The sequence below is a fragment of the Streptomyces sp. NPDC028991 genome, assembly GCF_055564775.1.
Window position 1 is genome coordinate 559,195 of record NZ_JBVHVP010000002.1, and the last position, 15,278, is coordinate 574,472.

At 69.6% G+C, this 15,278-nt stretch carries 17 protein-coding genes; 11 read left to right on the top strand and 6 right to left on the bottom strand.

What is annotated here, in order from left to right:
- The first annotated feature begins 150 nt into the window (after positions 1-150).
- The gene (gene msrA, locus ACZ4V1_RS06710; RefSeq protein WP_468330311.1) at positions 151-663 is read left to right on the top strand and encodes a peptide-methionine (S)-S-oxide reductase MsrA; all 513 of its coding nucleotides are present in this window, start codon (positions 151-153) and stop codon (positions 661-663) included.
- Between the two features lie 50 nt (positions 664-713).
- Here msrA and ACZ4V1_RS06715 read toward each other — a convergent pair whose 3' ends face one another.
- Positions 714-1,832, bottom strand: coding sequence for a hypothetical protein (locus tag ACZ4V1_RS06715; RefSeq protein WP_468330314.1), 1,119 nt, complete (start codon positions 1,830-1,832; stop codon positions 714-716).
- Positions 1,833-1,929: 97 nt separating this feature from the next.
- Here ACZ4V1_RS06715 and ACZ4V1_RS06720 point away from each other — a divergent pair, with 97 nt between their 5' ends.
- The gene (locus ACZ4V1_RS06720) at positions 1,930-3,084 is read left to right on the top strand and encodes a cystathionine gamma-synthase (RefSeq protein ID WP_468330317.1); all 1,155 of its coding nucleotides are present in this window, start codon (positions 1,930-1,932) and stop codon (positions 3,082-3,084) included.
- Between the two features lie 10 nt (positions 3,085-3,094).
- Here ACZ4V1_RS06720 and ACZ4V1_RS06725 read toward each other — a convergent pair whose 3' ends face one another.
- The 3 genes from ACZ4V1_RS06725 to ACZ4V1_RS06735 all read right to left on the bottom strand — a co-directional run bounded on the left by ACZ4V1_RS06725 (position 3,095) and on the right by ACZ4V1_RS06735 (position 4,655).
- Entirely contained in the window at positions 3,095-3,352 is a 258-nt protein-coding gene (locus ACZ4V1_RS06725; protein WP_468330320.1) for a hypothetical protein, read from the bottom strand.
- Between the two features lie 139 nt (positions 3,353-3,491).
- Complete coding sequence (locus ACZ4V1_RS06730) at positions 3,492-4,016, bottom strand: sigma factor-like helix-turn-helix DNA-binding protein (protein ID WP_468330323.1); 525 nt, start codon at positions 4,014-4,016, stop codon at positions 3,492-3,494.
- 132 nt (positions 4,017-4,148) lie between these two features.
- Positions 4,149-4,655 (bottom strand): MarR family winged helix-turn-helix transcriptional regulator, encoded by a 507-nt coding sequence (locus tag ACZ4V1_RS06735; protein WP_468330326.1) that lies wholly within the window; start codon positions 4,653-4,655, stop codon positions 4,149-4,151.
- A gap of 162 nt (positions 4,656-4,817) precedes the next feature.
- Here ACZ4V1_RS06735 and ilvA point away from each other — a divergent pair, with 162 nt between their 5' ends.
- The 3 genes from ilvA (at position 4,818) to ACZ4V1_RS06750 (ending at position 8,066) form a co-directional block, all read left to right on the top strand.
- Positions 4,818-6,047: a threonine ammonia-lyase gene (ilvA, locus tag ACZ4V1_RS06740; RefSeq protein ID WP_468330329.1), complete on the top strand. Its 1,230-nt coding sequence runs from the start codon at positions 4,818-4,820 to the stop codon at positions 6,045-6,047.
- 145 nt (positions 6,048-6,192) lie between these two features.
- Positions 6,193-7,212: an ATP-binding cassette domain-containing protein gene (locus ACZ4V1_RS06745; RefSeq protein WP_468330332.1), complete on the top strand. Its 1,020-nt coding sequence runs from the start codon at positions 6,193-6,195 to the stop codon at positions 7,210-7,212.
- Positions 7,209-8,066 (top strand): ABC transporter permease, encoded by an 858-nt coding sequence (locus tag ACZ4V1_RS06750; protein ID WP_468330335.1) that lies wholly within the window; start codon positions 7,209-7,211, stop codon positions 8,064-8,066. The genes ACZ4V1_RS06745 and ACZ4V1_RS06750 overlap by 4 nt, the downstream gene beginning before the upstream one ends.
- Before the next feature lie 460 nt (positions 8,067-8,526).
- Here ACZ4V1_RS06750 and ACZ4V1_RS06755 read toward each other — a convergent pair whose 3' ends face one another.
- A complete protein-coding gene (locus ACZ4V1_RS06755; protein WP_468330338.1) occupies positions 8,527-9,345 on the bottom strand; it encodes a class I SAM-dependent methyltransferase in 819 nt (272 codons plus the stop codon).
- Positions 9,342-10,691, bottom strand: coding sequence for a helix-turn-helix domain-containing protein (locus ACZ4V1_RS06760; protein WP_468330341.1), 1,350 nt, complete (start codon positions 10,689-10,691; stop codon positions 9,342-9,344). Before ACZ4V1_RS06760 ends, ACZ4V1_RS06755 begins: the two co-directional genes overlap by 4 nt.
- 104 nt (positions 10,692-10,795) lie before the next feature.
- On the opposite strand from ACZ4V1_RS06760, the gene ACZ4V1_RS06765 reads away from it, so the two are divergent.
- The 6 genes from ACZ4V1_RS06765 (at position 10,796) to tgmC (ending at position 15,275) form a co-directional block, all read left to right on the top strand.
- Positions 10,796-11,263 (top strand): ATP-binding protein, encoded by a 468-nt coding sequence (locus ACZ4V1_RS06765; protein ID WP_468330344.1) that lies wholly within the window; start codon positions 10,796-10,798, stop codon positions 11,261-11,263.
- The gene (locus tag ACZ4V1_RS06770; protein ID WP_468330347.1) at positions 11,260-12,375 is read left to right on the top strand and encodes a hypothetical protein; all 1,116 of its coding nucleotides are present in this window, start codon (positions 11,260-11,262) and stop codon (positions 12,373-12,375) included. The genes ACZ4V1_RS06765 and ACZ4V1_RS06770 overlap by 4 nt, the downstream gene beginning before the upstream one ends.
- Positions 12,372-12,725, top strand: a complete 354-nt coding sequence (locus tag ACZ4V1_RS06775; protein ID WP_468330350.1) for an ASCH domain-containing protein — start codon at positions 12,372-12,374, stop codon at positions 12,723-12,725. Before ACZ4V1_RS06770 ends, ACZ4V1_RS06775 begins: the two co-directional genes overlap by 4 nt.
- A 102-nt stretch (positions 12,726-12,827) precedes the next feature.
- Entirely contained in the window at positions 12,828-13,448 is a 621-nt protein-coding gene (locus ACZ4V1_RS06780; protein ID WP_468330353.1) for a DUF5753 domain-containing protein, read from the top strand.
- 445 nt (positions 13,449-13,893) lie between these two features.
- A complete protein-coding gene (locus ACZ4V1_RS06785; RefSeq protein WP_468330356.1) occupies positions 13,894-14,112 on the top strand; it encodes a hypothetical protein in 219 nt (72 codons plus the stop codon).
- The gene (gene tgmC, locus ACZ4V1_RS06790; protein ID WP_468330359.1) at positions 14,109-15,275 is read left to right on the top strand and encodes an ATP-grasp peptide maturase system methyltransferase; all 1,167 of its coding nucleotides are present in this window, start codon (positions 14,109-14,111) and stop codon (positions 15,273-15,275) included. Before ACZ4V1_RS06785 ends, tgmC begins: the two co-directional genes overlap by 4 nt.
- Positions 15,276-15,278: the final 3 nt, after the last annotated feature.

The following is a 15,278-nucleotide window of genomic DNA, read 5'->3' on the forward strand; positions in this document are numbered from 1 at the left end:
CGCGTCCGGGCGGCGCCGCTCCGCTCTGCCGCCTGTCGAGCGGCGCGGAATCGCTCGGAGCCCTCGCGCGTTGAGGGAAGTGGACGTGGGATGTCGGTGTGCGAGCCGAGTAGCCCGAGTGACCAGACTGACGGAAATTGGAGGGCCTCGATGGCTGCGCAGACGCAGAGGGCCGTGCTTGCGGGCGGATGCTTCTGGGGGATGGAGGAGCTGATCCGCCGGCTCCCGGGCGTGACGGCGACCCGGGTCGGATACACCGGGGGTGACGTGCCGAACGCGACGTACCGCAACCACGGCACGCACGCGGAGGCCATCGAGATCCTCTTCGACCCCGAGAAGACCGACTTCCGCGCGCTCCTGGAGTTCTTCTTCCAGATCCACGACCCGAGCACCAAGAACCGCCAGGGCAACGACATCGGCATGAGCTACCGCTCGGCGATCTACTACGTGGACGACGAGCAGAAGCGGATCGCCGAGGACACGATCGCGGACGTGGACGCCTCCGGGCTGTGGCCGGGCAAGGTCGTCACCGAGGTGGAGCCGGTCGGCCCCTTCTGGGAGGCCGAGCCGGAGCACCAGGACTACCTGCAGCGGTACCCGGACGGTTACACCTGCCACTTCCCGCGTCCGGGCTGGCGGCTGCCCGCCCGGTCCGAGGGCTGAACGCGAGACGGCCCGGCGGGGATCGCGCCGGGCCGTCTCGCGCAGGGGCGTCAGTGCGGGAGCGTCGCCGGGCTGCCGCCGTTCGCCTCGTAGCCCGCGACCGCCAGCGCGCGGTAGACCGCGAACTCCGCCGCCGGGTCGGTGGACAGGGTCCAGGGCAGGGCGCCGACGTGGCCGTCGATGACTATCAGCTGGTTCATCGCCTCGGCCCAGCGCTCGCCGCGGACCAGGAAGAAGACCAGCAGATGGCGGACGTGCGCCTGCATCGGGTCGCCCGGGCGGGCCGAGTGGACCGCGTGCAGGGCGCCGTGGACCGCCTTGGTGACGACCTCGCTCTGGTAGAAGCCGCTGACCAGGTTGACCTCGGGGAGATGCTCGAAGACGGCGAAGAGCGGCATGGCCGCGAGCAGGGAGCCCTGCGGAGCGCGGGCCGCCGCCGCCTCGGCGAAGGAGTACGCCAGTTCACGGGAACCGTGCCACTTCTCGCACCAGTAGTGCAGGGCGGCCAGATGCGCGCCCATGTGGTTCGGGGCGCGGTCCAGGATCTTCAGCCAGAGCTGCTCGAAGTCCTCGCGCGGATAGGCGAGACCTCGGGCGACCGAGAGTTCGATGATGTACGGGATCGGGTCACCGGGGGCGAGCAGTGCCGCCTCGCCGCACGCCGACTTCGCCTCCTCCATGATGATCCGGAACTCGTCCGTGCCCGGTGTCGCCGTCCGCCACGCCTGCTGCACCAGGAACTCGGCGTGCACGGCCGCGCCGCCCGCGTCCTTGGGGGCCTCGGCCCGCCACACCCGCAGCCACTGTCCGCCCGGCGCCTCCCCGGCGCCGCCGGGCCGCTGCCGCAGCTCCAGCGAAGCGGCACCCGCGAAGGCCTGCACGCGCTGCCAGCGCCGCTCGCCCGCCGCCTCCGTGCCGGCGAGGAGCTGCTGGGCCCCCCGGTAGTCCTGCGTGCGCTGCACCAGGTCCAGGACGTCCAGCAGGTCCTGGTCGGGGCCGGGCATGCGGATGTCCAGCTCCTCCTCGCGGGCGAAGCCGTAGTTCGCGGGGTCCGCCGCGTCCGGGTGGCCGGCGGGTACCAGGCCGACCGCGCTCCGTCGGCGCCGCAGAACGGGGAGCAGCACGAAGCCGAGCATGACCAGCGCTATCAGGACCCAGAGAATCTCCATGTCTCAAGCGAACCAGACCGCGCCGACAATTGGCCAACCTGTCCCGCGCCCCTGTGGACAACGCACGCAGCCGTCCGCGCGGCTACCCTCGGTGCCCATGAGCGACAGGCACATCAGTCAGCACTTCGAGACGCTCGCGATTCACGCGGGCAACACCGCCGATCCCCAGACGGGCGCGGTGGTCCCGCCGATCTACCAGGTGTCGACGTACAAGCAGGACGGCGTCGGCGGGTTGCGCGGCGGATACGAGTACAGCCGCAGCGCGAACCCGACCCGTACGGCCCTGGAGGAGAACCTGGCCGCTCTGGAGGGCGGCCGTCGCGGCCTCGCGTTCGCGTCCGGACTGGCGGCCGAGGACTGTCTGTTGCGTACGCTGCTGCGTCCCGGCGACCACGTGGTGATCCCGAACGACGCCTACGGCGGTACGTTCCGGCTCTTCGCCAAGGTCGCCACCCGGTGGGGCGTGGAGTGGTCCGTGGCGGACACGAGCGACGCGGCCGCCGTGCGGGCCGAGCTCACCCCGAAGACCAAGGCCGTGTGGGTGGAGACGCCCTCCAACCCGCTGCTCGGCATCACCGACATCGCCGCCGTGGCCCAGGTCGCCCGGGACGCCGGTGCCCGGCTCGTCGTCGACAACACCTTCGCCACGCCGTATCTCCAGCAGCCGCTGGCGCTCGGTGCGGACGTCGTCGTGCACTCCCTGACCAAGTACATGGGCGGCCACTCCGACGTCGTCGGCGGTGCGCTGATCGTGGGCGACCAGGAGCTGGGGGAGGAGCTGGCGTTCCACCAGAACGCGATGGGCGCGGTCGCCGGGCCCTTCGACTCGTGGCTGGTACTGCGCGGCACCAAGACCCTCGCCGTGCGCATGGACCGGCACAGCGAGAACGCCACCAGGGTCGCCGAGATGCTCTCCCGTCACGCGCGCGTGACGAGCGTGCTGTACCCGGGTCTGCCGGGGCACCCCGGGCACGAGGTCGCCGCCAAGCAGATGAAGGCGTTCGGCGGCATGGTGTCCTTCCGCGTCGAGGGCGGCGAGGAGGCGGCGGTCGAGGTCTGCAACCGCGCGAAGGTGTTCACGCTCGGTGAGTCCCTGGGCGGCGTCGAGTCGCTGATCGAGCACCCGGGCCGCATGACGCACGCCTCCGCGGCGGGCTCGGCCCTGGAGGTGCCCGCCGACCTGGTGCGCCTGTCGGTCGGTATCGAGAACGTCGACGACCTGCTCGCGGACCTTCAGCAGGCGCTGGGCTAGTACGGCCCGTTCACCAGCCCTCCCAGCCCGTCACGGGTGGGGTCGTCTCCGACGGCGGCGCCACCCAGGGCTGGACGGTCAGCGCCCACACCGTGAACGCCACGGCAGCGGTGCACAGCACCAGCCACAGCAGCCGGCGGGCGGCGGTTCTGCGCCGCAGCATGCGGCCGCCGCGGCGCACGGCGTCCGCGTACAGCTCGGGCGGCACCCGGGGCGACGACTGCTCCATGATCCGCCGTGCGGCGGCCTCTCGCTGGGAGCGGTTCACCGGCACCTCCCGGTGCGCCACGCGCGCGTGCCGGACGACGGCGCGCCGGCCGCCGTCCCCGTGCCCGCCGTGTCGGCCGTGTCCGACGTGCCCGACGTGCCCGCCGTGTCCGCCGTGTCCGACGTGCTCGCCGTGCCCGTCATGACGTCGCCGCCTTCGCCGCCTTCGCCGCCTTCGCCTCCGCGACCGGTCGTTCCCGTTCGGAGGGCGGGTTCAGCAGGGTGGCCGTCGCACGGGCGCAGATCGTCCGCACCCGTTCCACGGGCAGTCCCAGCAGGGCGGCCGTCTGTTCCTCGGCGACGCCCTCGTAGAGCCTGAGCACCAGGATCAGGCGTTCCTGCGGAGTGAGCCCGCCCAGGGGGCCTCCGGCGCGCCGCCGGGTCCGGCCGAGGCCGCCGCGGTACCGGTGCCAAGCCTCGCGGGCGAAGCGGGTGGCCAGGTACTGGCGGGCCCGGTCGTACGGGTCCTCCCCATGCAGCCGGTCCCAGTACGCGTACGTGTGGGCGAGCGACAGGGTGAGCAGACGCCGCGCGCGCGGGTTGTCACCCGGCGGCTCGGCCGTGAGCAGGGTGGCGCCATGCAGCAGCCGCCCTGCCGCGCCCGCGACGAACGCCTGGAACTCCCGGGCCCGGCGGGCACTGTGGGATGCCTGCCGTTCTCGCACCGCGCCTCCCGACCAGAGGGCGACGACTCCTGAGTCTCGTGCGACGACCCCCGCGTCTCATATCAGGCCAGGGGCGACCCGCCGGTCAAGAGTCCGGTGCGGAACCGCTCCGGAAAGCCCGCGTAAGCCGGTTCAGGAGGCCGACGGCGACTCGGGGTCCCCGACGCCCGAAGGGGCCATACGGGCGGACAGGGCGCCGTTGAAGCGCGCGAGGAGTGCGCAGAACGCCTCGCGCTCCTCCGGCGCCCAGTCGTGGGTCAGCTCGGCCATGAGCTGACGCCGGGAGGAGCGGACCTCCTCCAGCCGCGACACGCCGCGCGGGGACAGCTGGAGCACCACCGCGCGGCCGTCCTCGGGGTGCGAGGTCCGCTTGACGAGCCCGGTGTCGACGAGCGGGGCCACCTGCCGGGTGACCGTGGAGGAGTCGATTCCCATGCTCGCGGCGAGCGCCTTCACGCCCATCGGGCCCTCTTTGTCGAGGCGGTTGAGCAGCAGGTAGGCGGCGCGGTCCATGGAGTTGCGCACCTGCCCGACGCCGCCGAGCCGGGTCTGTTCGGCACGGCGGGCGAAGAGCGCCACCTCGTGCTGGAGCGTCTCGAGAAGACCGGTGTCACCGGCGGTCGTCATGTCCATCGACATTTCAGGTGTTGTGGGCATGGCCGGGGGCTCACTTCGTGGAGGGCTTCTAATTGGGGGACAGGGTACGCGGCCGGGCGGCAAGCCGTACCGGCGCTCGGCAAAGCGGGTCTCGGAGGTTGGTCACAACGGCCCCGGGCCGCCGTGTACTGCGATGCTGGAGTCATGAGCTACAGCACGGCCGCCCTCGCCGCACCCGTCACCCTCGACGACGTGCGCGGGGCCCAGAAGATGCTCTCGGGCGTGTCGCGGGTGACGGCGATGGAGGGCAGCAGGCACCTGTCCCAGCTGGTCGGCGCGCCGGTGCATCTCAAGTGCGAGAACCTCCAGCGGACGGGTTCGTTCAAGCTGCGCGGCGCGTACGTCCGGATCGCCGGGCTGCTGCCCGAGCAACGGGCCGCCGGCGTGGTCGCGGCGAGTGCGGGCAACCACGCGCAGGGCGTGGCGCTGGCGTCGTCGCTGCTCGGCGTGCGTGCCACGGTGTTCATGCCGAAGGGCGCCCCGCTGCCGAAGATCAGCGCGACCCGGGACTACGGCGCCGAGGTGCGGCTGCACGGCCAGGTGGTCGACGAGACGCTGGCCGCCGCGCAGGAGTACGCGGAACGGACCGGCGCGGTCTTCATCCACCCCTTCGACCATCCCGACGTCATCGCGGGCCAGGGCACGGTCGGTCTCGAGATCCTGGAGCAGTGCCCCGAGGTGCGGACCATCGTGGTCGGCATCGGCGGGGGAGGGCTGGTGGCCGGGATCGCGGTCGCGGTGAAGGCGCTGCGGCCGGACGTGCGGATCGTGGGCGTGCAGGCGGAGGGCGCGGCGGCCTATCCGCCGTCCCTGGCCGCGGGGCGTCCGGTGGCCGTCGAGCATCCGGTGACGATGGCCGACGGCATCAAGGTGGGGCGGCCCGGCGACGTGCCGTTCGGCATCGTCGGCGAGCTGGTGGACGAGGTCCGCACGGTCTCCGAGGACGAGTTGTCCACCGCCCTGCTGCTGTGCCTGGAGCGGGCCAAGCTGGTCGTGGAGCCGGCCGGGGCGAGTCCGGTGGCGGCGCTGCTGAGCGAGCCGGGTGCCTTCCAGGGGCCGGTGGTGGCGGTGCTGTCCGGCGGAAACGTGGACCCGGTGCTGATGCAGGGGGTGCTGCGGCACGGCATGGCCGCGCAGGGCCGCTACCTGGCGGTCCGGCTGCGTCTGACGGACCGGCCCGGCGCCCTCGCCACGCTTCTCGGGGTGTTGTCAGTGGTCGACGCTAACGTCCTCGATGTGAGCCACGTACGGACCGATCCCCGGCTCGGGCTCACGGAGGCGGAGGTCGAGCTGCACCTGGAGACGAAGGGCCCGGAGCACTGTGCCGAGGTCGGCCGCGCGCTGCGTGAGGCGGGTTACCCCGTCATCGGCTGACCCGTCACCGGCTTGGTCACTCGTCCGAGCAACTGCATTGTGAGACGCGATACATCGCGTTATGGTGTGTCATAAATCGCTCGCCGCGCGGAGCGAAACGTACAAACCTAGCTTCCGAAGAATCCCCGACGACGTGGAGACTCATATGCCAGGCGCCATCTATGCCGAAGGCCTGGTGAAAACCTTCGGTGACGTAAGGGCTCTGGACGGCGTCGACCTCGACGTTCCCGAGGGCACGGTCCTGGGCCTGCTCGGTCCGAACGGCGCGGGTAAGACGACCGCCGTCCGCTGCCTCACCACCCTGCTGCGCCCGGACAGCGGCAAGGCGGTCGTCGCGGGCATCGACGTGCTCAAACAGCCCAACGAGGTGCGGCGTTCCATCGGCCTCTCCGGCCAGTTCGCCGCGGTCGACGAATACCTGACCGGCCGGGAGAACCTCCAGATGGTCGGCCAGCTCTACCAGATGAGGTCCAAGGCCGCGAAGGCCCGGGCCGGCGAGCTGCTCGAACAGTTCCACCTCGCGGACGCCGCCGACCGCCCCACGAAGACCTACTCGGGTGGCATGCGCCGCCGGCTCGACCTGGCGGCCGCCCTGGTCGTCTCCCCGCCCGTCATGTTCATGGACGAACCGACGACCGGCCTCGACCCGCGCAACCGGCAGGAGCTGTGGGAGGTCATCAAACAGCTGGTCGCCAGCGGTACGACCCTGCTGCTGACCACGCAGTACCTGGAGGAGGCCGACCACCTGGCGCACGACATCGCGGTCGTCGACCACGGCCGTGTCATCGCCCGCGGCACCTCCGACCAGCTCAAGGCCCGCACCGGCGGAGAGCGCGTCGAGGTCGTGGTCCACGAGCGCGAGCACATGGCGACGGCCGCCGAGGTGCTCGGCGGGTTCGGCAAGGGGGCGACCAGCGTGGAGGAACACACGCGCAAGCTCACCGTTCCCGTCACCGGTGGCGCCAAGCTGCTGGCCGAGGTGATCCGGGAGCTCGACACCCGCGGCATCGAGATCGACGACATCGGCCTGCGCCGCCCCACCCTCGACGACGTCTTCCTCTCCCTCACCGGCCACGTGGCCGAGGGGGACGGCCCGGCGGCCGATGCCGGCCGCGAGGACAAGGACTTGGACAAGAACAAGGACAAGAAGGAGGCAGTCAAGTGAGCGCCGCCACCGACGCCGCTCGAGTCACGGCGCCCGCCAACCCCGTAGGCCAGTCCGTACGGGACTCGCTGGTCATCGCCCGCCGGAACCTCATTCGCATGAGCAGGATCCCCGAGATGCTGTTGTTCGGGGTGATCCAGCCGGTTATGTTCGTCATCCTGTTCACGTACGTCTTCGGCGGCTCGTTGAAGGTCGGGAACACCACGGACCCGGACGTCTACAAGAACTTCCTGATGGCTGGCATCTTCGCGCAGACGGTCACGTTCGCCACGGCCGGGTCAGCCGCCGGTATCGCGGACGACATGCAGAAGGGGCTGGTCGACCGGTTCCGGTCCCTCCCGATGGCGCGCGGTGCCGTCCTGACGGGGCGTACGGTGGCCGACCTCGTCCAGACGTCCATCACCCTGCTTGTCCTGGCGATCGTGGCCCTGATCGTGGGCTGGCGCACAGGTACGGCCGAGTCCACGAACCTGGGCCAGATTCTGGGCGGCTTCGGGCTCCTCCTGCTCCTCGGTTACTCCTTCACGTGGATCGGTGCCCTGATCGGGCTGTCGGTCCGGACCCCCGAGGCCGCAACTTCCGGCGGGATCATCTGGCTGTTCCCGGTGACGTTCGTGTCGAACGCCTTCGTCGACTCCAGCCAGATGACGCCCTGGCTTCAGCATGTGGCCGACTGGAACCCGTTCAGCGCGACCGTGCAGGCGTGCCGTGAGCTGTTCGGCAACCCGGGCGTCGTGCAGTCCGACGCCTGGCCCATGCAGCACCCCGTCTGGGCCTCGGTGATCTGGTCCGTCCTGATCATCGCTGTCTTCCGGACGCTGGCGGTGCGCAAGTACCGGTCGGCGGACGGCTGAAGGCCGATACGCGAACTGAAGGTCCGGAGTGCACCCCGCGCTCCGGACCTTCGCTTTTTGATCGTAAAGTTTATCGCGTTGTTCGAACCTGCGTTCGCCCAGGTTGGAGGGGGCGCCGGTCGGTAGGTGTTCGATCACGTGCAGCTATAAGTGGAATCTGTGATTCCGGTCCAGGCGCCCGATGCGTTCATATGACACCGAGAGAGCTGCGACCACCTGCTACACCTCGGGGACCGCCATGCCTGCACACCGTCGGCACCGCGTTAAGGGGCGAGTCCGGACCAGCGCAGGAGCCGCAACGATGGCTCTGGCTACGAGCTGGCTGACCTTCGTCGGGATCAGGCGCGCCAGAAGACCAAGAGGGCTTGATCTTCGTTCATGCCGTTTGACCGCAGCCCACACCCACACCGATGAGCAAGCAGCCCACGGAGCGAGGTCGTCACCGATAGCGCGTCGGCTCTCAGCGACGGCAGACAAGAAGGCCACCAAGGCAGGTGATCTCGTACGCCCCGTGCTGGGCGATGTGGTCGGCCACCAACGTGCGGGCGCGGTCGATAGTCGCGTCGAAGGGCACGTCGTGCTGGTCCGCCCAGGCACGGTACGAAGCCATGTGGGCAACCACAGGCCCGGGGTCGTGGACAGTGATGGTTCCCGGCAGTTCGACGACCTCCACACGGTTGAACTCCTCGCGGAGGAAGGCGGGCGCCTTCTCAAGGGAGAAGCGAGCGCTGAGCGAGATGCGAGCCGGGCCCCGGTCGATGCCGAGGACGTCGCCGGCGGCCCGCTGCCAGAGGTCGTCGAGTTCGGCCTTGTCGCGGTCGCTGTTGGTGGAGGCGATCATCAGCCCGTCACCGGCCACGATCCTGGCCAGTTCCCTGACCGACTGGGGGATGTCGGGCACGTGGTAGAGCATGTGGAGCGCAAGGGCGGCGTCGACGCTGCCCGCCGCGAGCGGAAGCCTCGTTGCATCCGCCACGGCGACGGGGCCGGGGACGTCGGCGAGGATGCCGGGGGCGATGTCGAGGCCGAGCAAGAACAGGTCCCCACGGTCCTGTCGGAGCCGCTGGATGAACTTGCCGTTGCCGCAACCGATGTCGACGACGCGCCCGCGTACGTCGCCCAACTGCTCGACGACGAGACCCGGCAGGTCGTACTGGGGCGTCTGCCACTGGTAGAGCGACTGCCGGGCGGCCAGGTCCCGGTCTCCGTTGTAGGCACTGCCCGCCAGGCGGGCCCGGTCGGTCACAGCGGCGTCGTGGGCGGCGGACAAGTCGGTCACGTCGGCAACTCCGGAGGATGGGCGGCAGGCAGGGACGCACGGACGACCGTGTGCTGGAGCCGGTCACGCAGGTGCACCGCCTGCGTGGCTCCACCGTACTGTGGCCCTCCCAGCTCCCGCCCGAGAACGGTGAGCCGGCGCACGATACTGGCCGACATGCGTTCCGGTGAGGACTGGAGAACGAAGCCGAGCATCTTTTCCGTGCCGTCCAGGTCGCCCAGGAGCAGATGCCCGCTGGCAAGGTCGAGGTGCGCGGCGAACAGGTCACCAACCGACTGATCATCTCCGTCCGCGCTGCGATAGAGGCGGATCGCCGTCTCCGCGCTGACGATCGCCCGCTGGACGTGCTCCTGCCCGCCTACGGCCAGGAGGGTCGTTCCGGCGTACGCGAACTGCTTGGCCGCAGGAAAGTCGAAGACTCCCAGTGCCTCGTCCCGACCCGAGATCGCCTCACGAGATCGTTCGGCATCCGATAGGGCGGCGAGCGCTCCTGCCGAGTCGCCGACTATCGCCAGCGCCCGCGCCTCCAGGCTCGCCAGCCGTGCCCCAATGCTGCCGCCCTCCCTGTGCTGACGACCGACCTGGGCGAGCTGGGCGGCCCGCTCGTACTGCCCGGTCCAATACGCGATCAGTGACTCCACGGCCCGTACCCAGGCCAGCATCCCCTCAAGTCCGGCCGCCTCGGCACAGGCCCGTGCGGTACGGGCGTGGGTGGCAGCTGAGTCGTAGTCGCCAAGGTCCAGGCAGACGTGAGCGGACAGGCCGCAGAGACGAGAGGCTGAGAGATAGAGGTCGGTAGTCTGCCGGGGGCGTTGCCGTCCGCGCAGCAGGTCGAACACCCCGTCCCGTAGCCGCTTGATCTCGACGTACTGCTCCATCAGCGGGTGGCTGACGTAGATCCGCGCGAGCCGGCCGACATCTGCCTCCAACTGCTCGACGACGAGCTCGTCGACATTGCGCAACGCGATGAACCGAGCGAACTCCGCCGACCGCGCTGCATCCTCCGACAGCGGAGCCCCACAGGCGCGAGAAGCCCCTGGCGACAGCGCAGGCAGCGCGATCTCGACCTCGTCAGCGGCGGCCCCGTCCCTCCTGCCCTTGCTCCTGCCCTTGCTGACTGCCACAGCCCGGTCGAGCTCGGCGACATCGACGTTGAAGACCCGCGCCAGGTGCTTCCGGGCGTACGGAACCGGAATCCGTGCCTCGCGCTCGTACCGTCCGATCTCCTTGCCGGTTTTCGCGGAGCGCCCCTCCATGGCGTTGTACTCGTCGGCGACCCTCTGCTGGCTCCAGCCGCGCGCGGTGCGCAGCCGGACGAGCAAGGCGCCGATCCCGGTGTCGCCCATGCCGTCCCCCAGGAACACGTGACCTCTGGCCCCCATAGTGGCCCCCACTTTGGCCGCCGTGCTGGCTCCCGACCCAAATGAGTTAAGCCGCTTTGCTGTTGACCATGGCAAGCAGACTCACCAACGAGGCAACCGACGCCACACCGGATCTCCTTCCGGCCACGGGCCGGCACCGCACCATGCTCTTCACCCGCCGCAGGACCACACCGCGTACCGCTCGCAACTTCGTCGTCGCCACGCTGACCGAATGGGGCGAGACCAGTCGCCTCGACGACATGCGGCTGTGCGCCTCGGAGCTCGCCACGAATGCCGTGCTTCATGGAGCACCCGTGGGACGCCTCGTCCTCGTGCGTGTCGGCTCCCTCGATGACCAACTGCGCATCGAGGTCCACGACGCCGGCGACGACACCCCGATCCGGCGCGACCCCGGGGAGTCCGCCCCCGACGGCCGTGGCCTGCTGCTCGTCTCGGCTACGGCGGACAGCTGGGGCGTAAAGGAGCGGACAGGTCCCGGAAAGTGCGTCTGGGCCGCATTCGACCGCAACACCGGACCCCAGGGGAACACCTCATGACCACGCACCCTGTCTCGCCGAACACCGTCCTCGCCAACGCCCTCCACCGCGCCGAGGACGTACTGACTCCGCGCATCCTGGCCGCCCCGCCCGAGCGCATCGTGTTGGTCGTCGGCACCCAGATCAACGGCGCCCCGCACGTCGGCACCTCGCTCGTGCAGTCCCTGGCCTTCGCTATGGCCGCCCGCCTGCGCGACCGCTTCGGCCTCCCGACCGAGGTGCTCTTCAGCGCCCTCGACAACGCCCCGTACGAGCTGGCCACCGACCCGATCAGCGGACACCGCTACCAACGCGCCTACGCCCAGGCACTCAGCGAGCAGGCCCTGCTCGACATCGTCACCGCTCTCTACCAACCCCTCTTCACCACCCTGTCCCGAAGCCTGGGCATCCCGCACCACATCGAGACGTACACCCAGCAACAGGCCGGCGAGCACTACCGCCGCACCTGGCTCCGACTCCTTACCCGCATCGGCGCCGCCCGATGGTGGCTCGCCCCCTCCACCGGCACCCCGCACCTCCGTGTCCCCTGCCCGCACCCCGACTGCGGCTGGGCGGAGAAGCACGCCGAACGCACCCAGGGCCGCCTCACCGGTCCCGAGTCGGCGGTGGTCTCCGCCATCTGCCTCCACCACGGCCCGTACGAGGCCGCGATCACGCCCACCGCCGGCGCGTACCTGGACCTGGCCACCCTCTACCGCAACCTGGTCAAGGAACTCGCCCTGACCAGCCCCCAGGGCACGCTGCACGTCATGGTCAAGGGCGGCGACTGGGTCTTCGGCTCCCACCTCGTCGACGGGGCCCTCCAAGCCGTGGGCCTCACCCGCACCCAACTCCCGGCCCGCCTGTTCTGCCCCCAGGTCGTCACCGACACCGGCGCCAAGCTGTCAAAGTCCCTTATACGAGAAGGCCGCGCCCCCTTGCCGGAGGGCGCCGCCCCCTGGATGCTCGACACCCGGCAGTGGCCCGGCACCATCACCGAGTACGCCGACCAACTACTCGCCATGGCCGAGAACCTGCTCTCCGACCCCCGCCACTTCTTCCGCTCGTACTCGGCTGCCGAGATCGGCCGCCGGATCACCGCACCATCCCCCAGGAGCGTTCCCTCTCGATGACCGACCGCACCGCCCGCGTCCGCGAGCTCAACCTCTACCGCCAGTACTTCGAGCTCGTCGCCGCGGGCACCAAGACCATCGAGGTGCGGGTCAAGTACCCGCACCTCGCGGATCTCGCCGCCGACGACACCATCCGCTTCCGCATCAAGAACACCGACGAGACCTGCGACGTCCGGGTCCTCCGCGTCACCGAGTACCCCGACTTTGAAGCCCTCCTCGACGGCGAAGGCCCGTCCAACGTCAACCCGACCGTCACTCGCGACCAGCAGCTGGCCAACATCCGCACCATCTACGGACCCGAGAAGGAAGCCCTCGGAGCCCTCGCCATCGAGATGAAGCGCATGGCCTGACCGATTCCCGCTCTTACAAGATCGGACACTCGGAGCCATCCTCGACCGGAACGGCAAGGCCCATCGAGGCCGCCCCGACGGCATCACTCAGGAGGGGGCGCGGTGACCAGTTCAGTTCCCTGGACAGATCGTCTGTCCACCGGTACAGAAGCGACTCAGGACGACGTGGTGCGCTGGTACCAGAGCACGCGCGAGGGCAAGGCACACGTGCCCACGATGATCTGGGGCACGCTCCATACCGAGGCGTACGCCACCGTAATCCTCGGCCAGGTCGTCGACTTCCTCGGCATCCCGAACGACGTGCCGGCGGGCGTCGCCAAGCGCATGCAACGGCAGCAGGTGTTGTACGACGACAAGCACCATTACGACGTCGTCCTCGGGGAGCAGGCGCTCTACACGAACATCGGTGGGCCCGAGGTCATGCGAGAACAGATCGAGCGCCTCCTGCGAGAGCTCGGCCTGGCCTCGCTCACCCTCGGAATCCTTCCCTCCACCGCACGGGTGGACCTGTTTCCCGTCCACGCGTTCAACATCTACGGCGATGGCGACCGAGCCCACGTCGAACTCGTCTCCTCCTCCGTGGACATCACGGAACAGAGCGAACTCGACCTCTACAACAAAGCCTTCACGGCGCTGAGCCGTGCGACATCGTACGGCGATGCCGCCGAGGAACTTCTGAAGAAGGCCCACTCCTTCTGGACGAACACCCCGCTCCGGCAGTAGGCCCCTCGTCGAGGAGATCGTCAAGAAGCGTCGCACCCTCACTACGGAGATGCGCGAGGTCGGCGCTCACCTGCGCGTATTCGCGTAACTACACTCTGCCAATGCGCTTCTGACGGGCCATCGTCGGAAGTGCATCGGCTTATGTCTGGCCGCTCATCGTTGCGCCTCGTAGCTTCATGGTCATGGACGGCCACGACGTAAGAAGTGGGCCGGGCATCGGCGACCTGGCCAAGGACACCGCAACGGACGAAGTCGGTGTCCTCGTGGACACGGTCGGCGGCAAGCTCCTCCTGCGGTCGGCGAGTGGCGGACGGGAGTGGGAAGCCAACCCGGACGATGTCGAATTCCCCACGGCTCTGGAGGAGATGCGGGCGCGTAACACCGCCGTGTACTCGAGTCCGACCTGCTGGACTGGCGCAAGGACTACTCCGCCCTGTCCTACAGGGTGGTCGACCTGCCCGACCAGGTGAGCAAGGCGCTCCTCGCCTACCTGGATCACTACGGACTGGTCTCCGGGAGCTTCGACTTCGCCGTTGATTCCCACAGGGGTTACTGGTGGCTGGAGCTGAACCCGAACGGCCAGTGGGGATGGCTCGAAGACAGGACCGGGCTGGAGATGTCCGCCGCCTTTGCTGATCTGCTGACACGAGGAGATGCCACATGACCGACATGAAGACCGAGCGACAGGCTCTCGCCAAGCGGCTGGTCGAGGGCGGTGTCGTCATCACGCCACAGTGGCGCGCGGCGGTGGAGGCCGTGCCGCGCGAGATGTTCTTGCACCCCGGCGTGTTCCTCCAAGAGGGAGTGCGGTGGCGTCCGGTCACCGCGATGGGCACCGAGCCGGAGGAGTGGGCGAAGATCGCTTACAGCGACCAGTCGCTGACCACGCAGCTCGACGGCCACCTCACCGCCGACGAGGTGAGCGAGCCGGTGAAGGGTGCGCCCACGTCATCGTCGACCACCCCGCTCACCGTGCTCAGCATGATCGAAAGCCTGGAGATCGAGGACGGGCACCGGGTCCTGGAGATCGGCACCGGGACCGGCTACTCGTCAGCCCTGATGTGTCACCGGCTCGGGGAAGACAACGTGGTGACGGTCGAAGTCGACCCCCAGGTGGCCGGGCGCGCAGACCTTGCGCTGGAAGCGGTCGGCTTCTCGACGTGGACCGTCACGGGTGACGGCCTGCTCGGACACCCCCGAAGGGCTCCGTACGACCGCGTGATCGCCACCTGCGCCGTCCGCCGCATCCCGTACACCTGGGTCCGCCAGACCAAGCCGGGCGGGATCATCCTGAGCACCGTGGGTTCATGGGGCTACGGGACCGGACTCGCCAAGGTCGTCGTGGACGAGGACGGCGAGGCCCGAGGCAGCATCACCGGAGAGTCCTCGTTCATGCAGGCTCGGGCGCAGGCTGTGAAGTCCGTTACCGGTGACCTCTCCGCTCGCACGGCCTACGCGGACAGCGAGCGGGAAACCAAGGTGCCCCCGACGATCCTCGACGAGTGGATGCCGGCCTTCCTCGCCCAGCTCGCAGCACCCGGCGCGCAGTACGTCCGTGCAGCCACGAGCGGCGGCAACCCACTGCTGTACGTGTTCGACCCCGACCGGGAGTCGTTCGCCGAGTTCGCCACAGCCGGGGACGACGGCTGGACGGTGCGCCAGGGAGGCCCCGTCCCGCTGTGGGACGACATCGAAGAGACCCTGACCACCTGGGAGGCCGCGGGGCGCCCTGACATCACCGCCGTGCAACTCCACGTCAGCCAGGAATCACACCTGTACTGGATCGAGGGGTATCCCGCGCTGCGCTGGGAACACCGTCTCGACTGAAGT

Excerpts from the sequence above, each read along its gene's own strand:
- msrA (WP_468330311.1), top strand. The coding sequence starts at position 151 with ATGGCTGCGCAGACGCAGAGGGCCGTGCTTGCGGGCGGATGCTTCTGG.
- ACZ4V1_RS06715 (WP_468330314.1), bottom strand. The coding sequence starts at position 1,832 with ATGGAGATTCTCTGGGTCCTGATAGCGCTGGTCATGCTCGGCTTCGTG.
- ACZ4V1_RS06720 (WP_468330317.1), top strand. The coding sequence starts at position 1,930 with ATGAGCGACAGGCACATCAGTCAGCACTTCGAGACGCTCGCGATTCAC.
- ACZ4V1_RS06735 (WP_468330326.1), bottom strand. The coding sequence starts at position 4,655 with ATGTCGATGGACATGACGACCGCCGGTGACACCGGTCTTCTCGAGACG.
- ilvA (WP_468330329.1), top strand. The coding sequence starts at position 4,818 with ATGAGCTACAGCACGGCCGCCCTCGCCGCACCCGTCACCCTCGACGAC.
- ACZ4V1_RS06745 (WP_468330332.1), top strand. The coding sequence starts at position 6,193 with ATGCCAGGCGCCATCTATGCCGAAGGCCTGGTGAAAACCTTCGGTGAC.
- ACZ4V1_RS06760 (WP_468330341.1), bottom strand. The coding sequence starts at position 10,691 with ATGGGCGACACCGGGATCGGCGCCTTGCTCGTCCGGCTGCGCACCGCG.
- ACZ4V1_RS06765 (WP_468330344.1), top strand. The coding sequence starts at position 10,796 with ATGGCAAGCAGACTCACCAACGAGGCAACCGACGCCACACCGGATCTC.
- ACZ4V1_RS06770 (WP_468330347.1), top strand. The coding sequence starts at position 11,260 with ATGACCACGCACCCTGTCTCGCCGAACACCGTCCTCGCCAACGCCCTC.
- ACZ4V1_RS06775 (WP_468330350.1), top strand. The coding sequence starts at position 12,372 with ATGACCGACCGCACCGCCCGCGTCCGCGAGCTCAACCTCTACCGCCAG.
- tgmC (WP_468330359.1), top strand. The coding sequence starts at position 14,109 with ATGACCGACATGAAGACCGAGCGACAGGCTCTCGCCAAGCGGCTGGTC.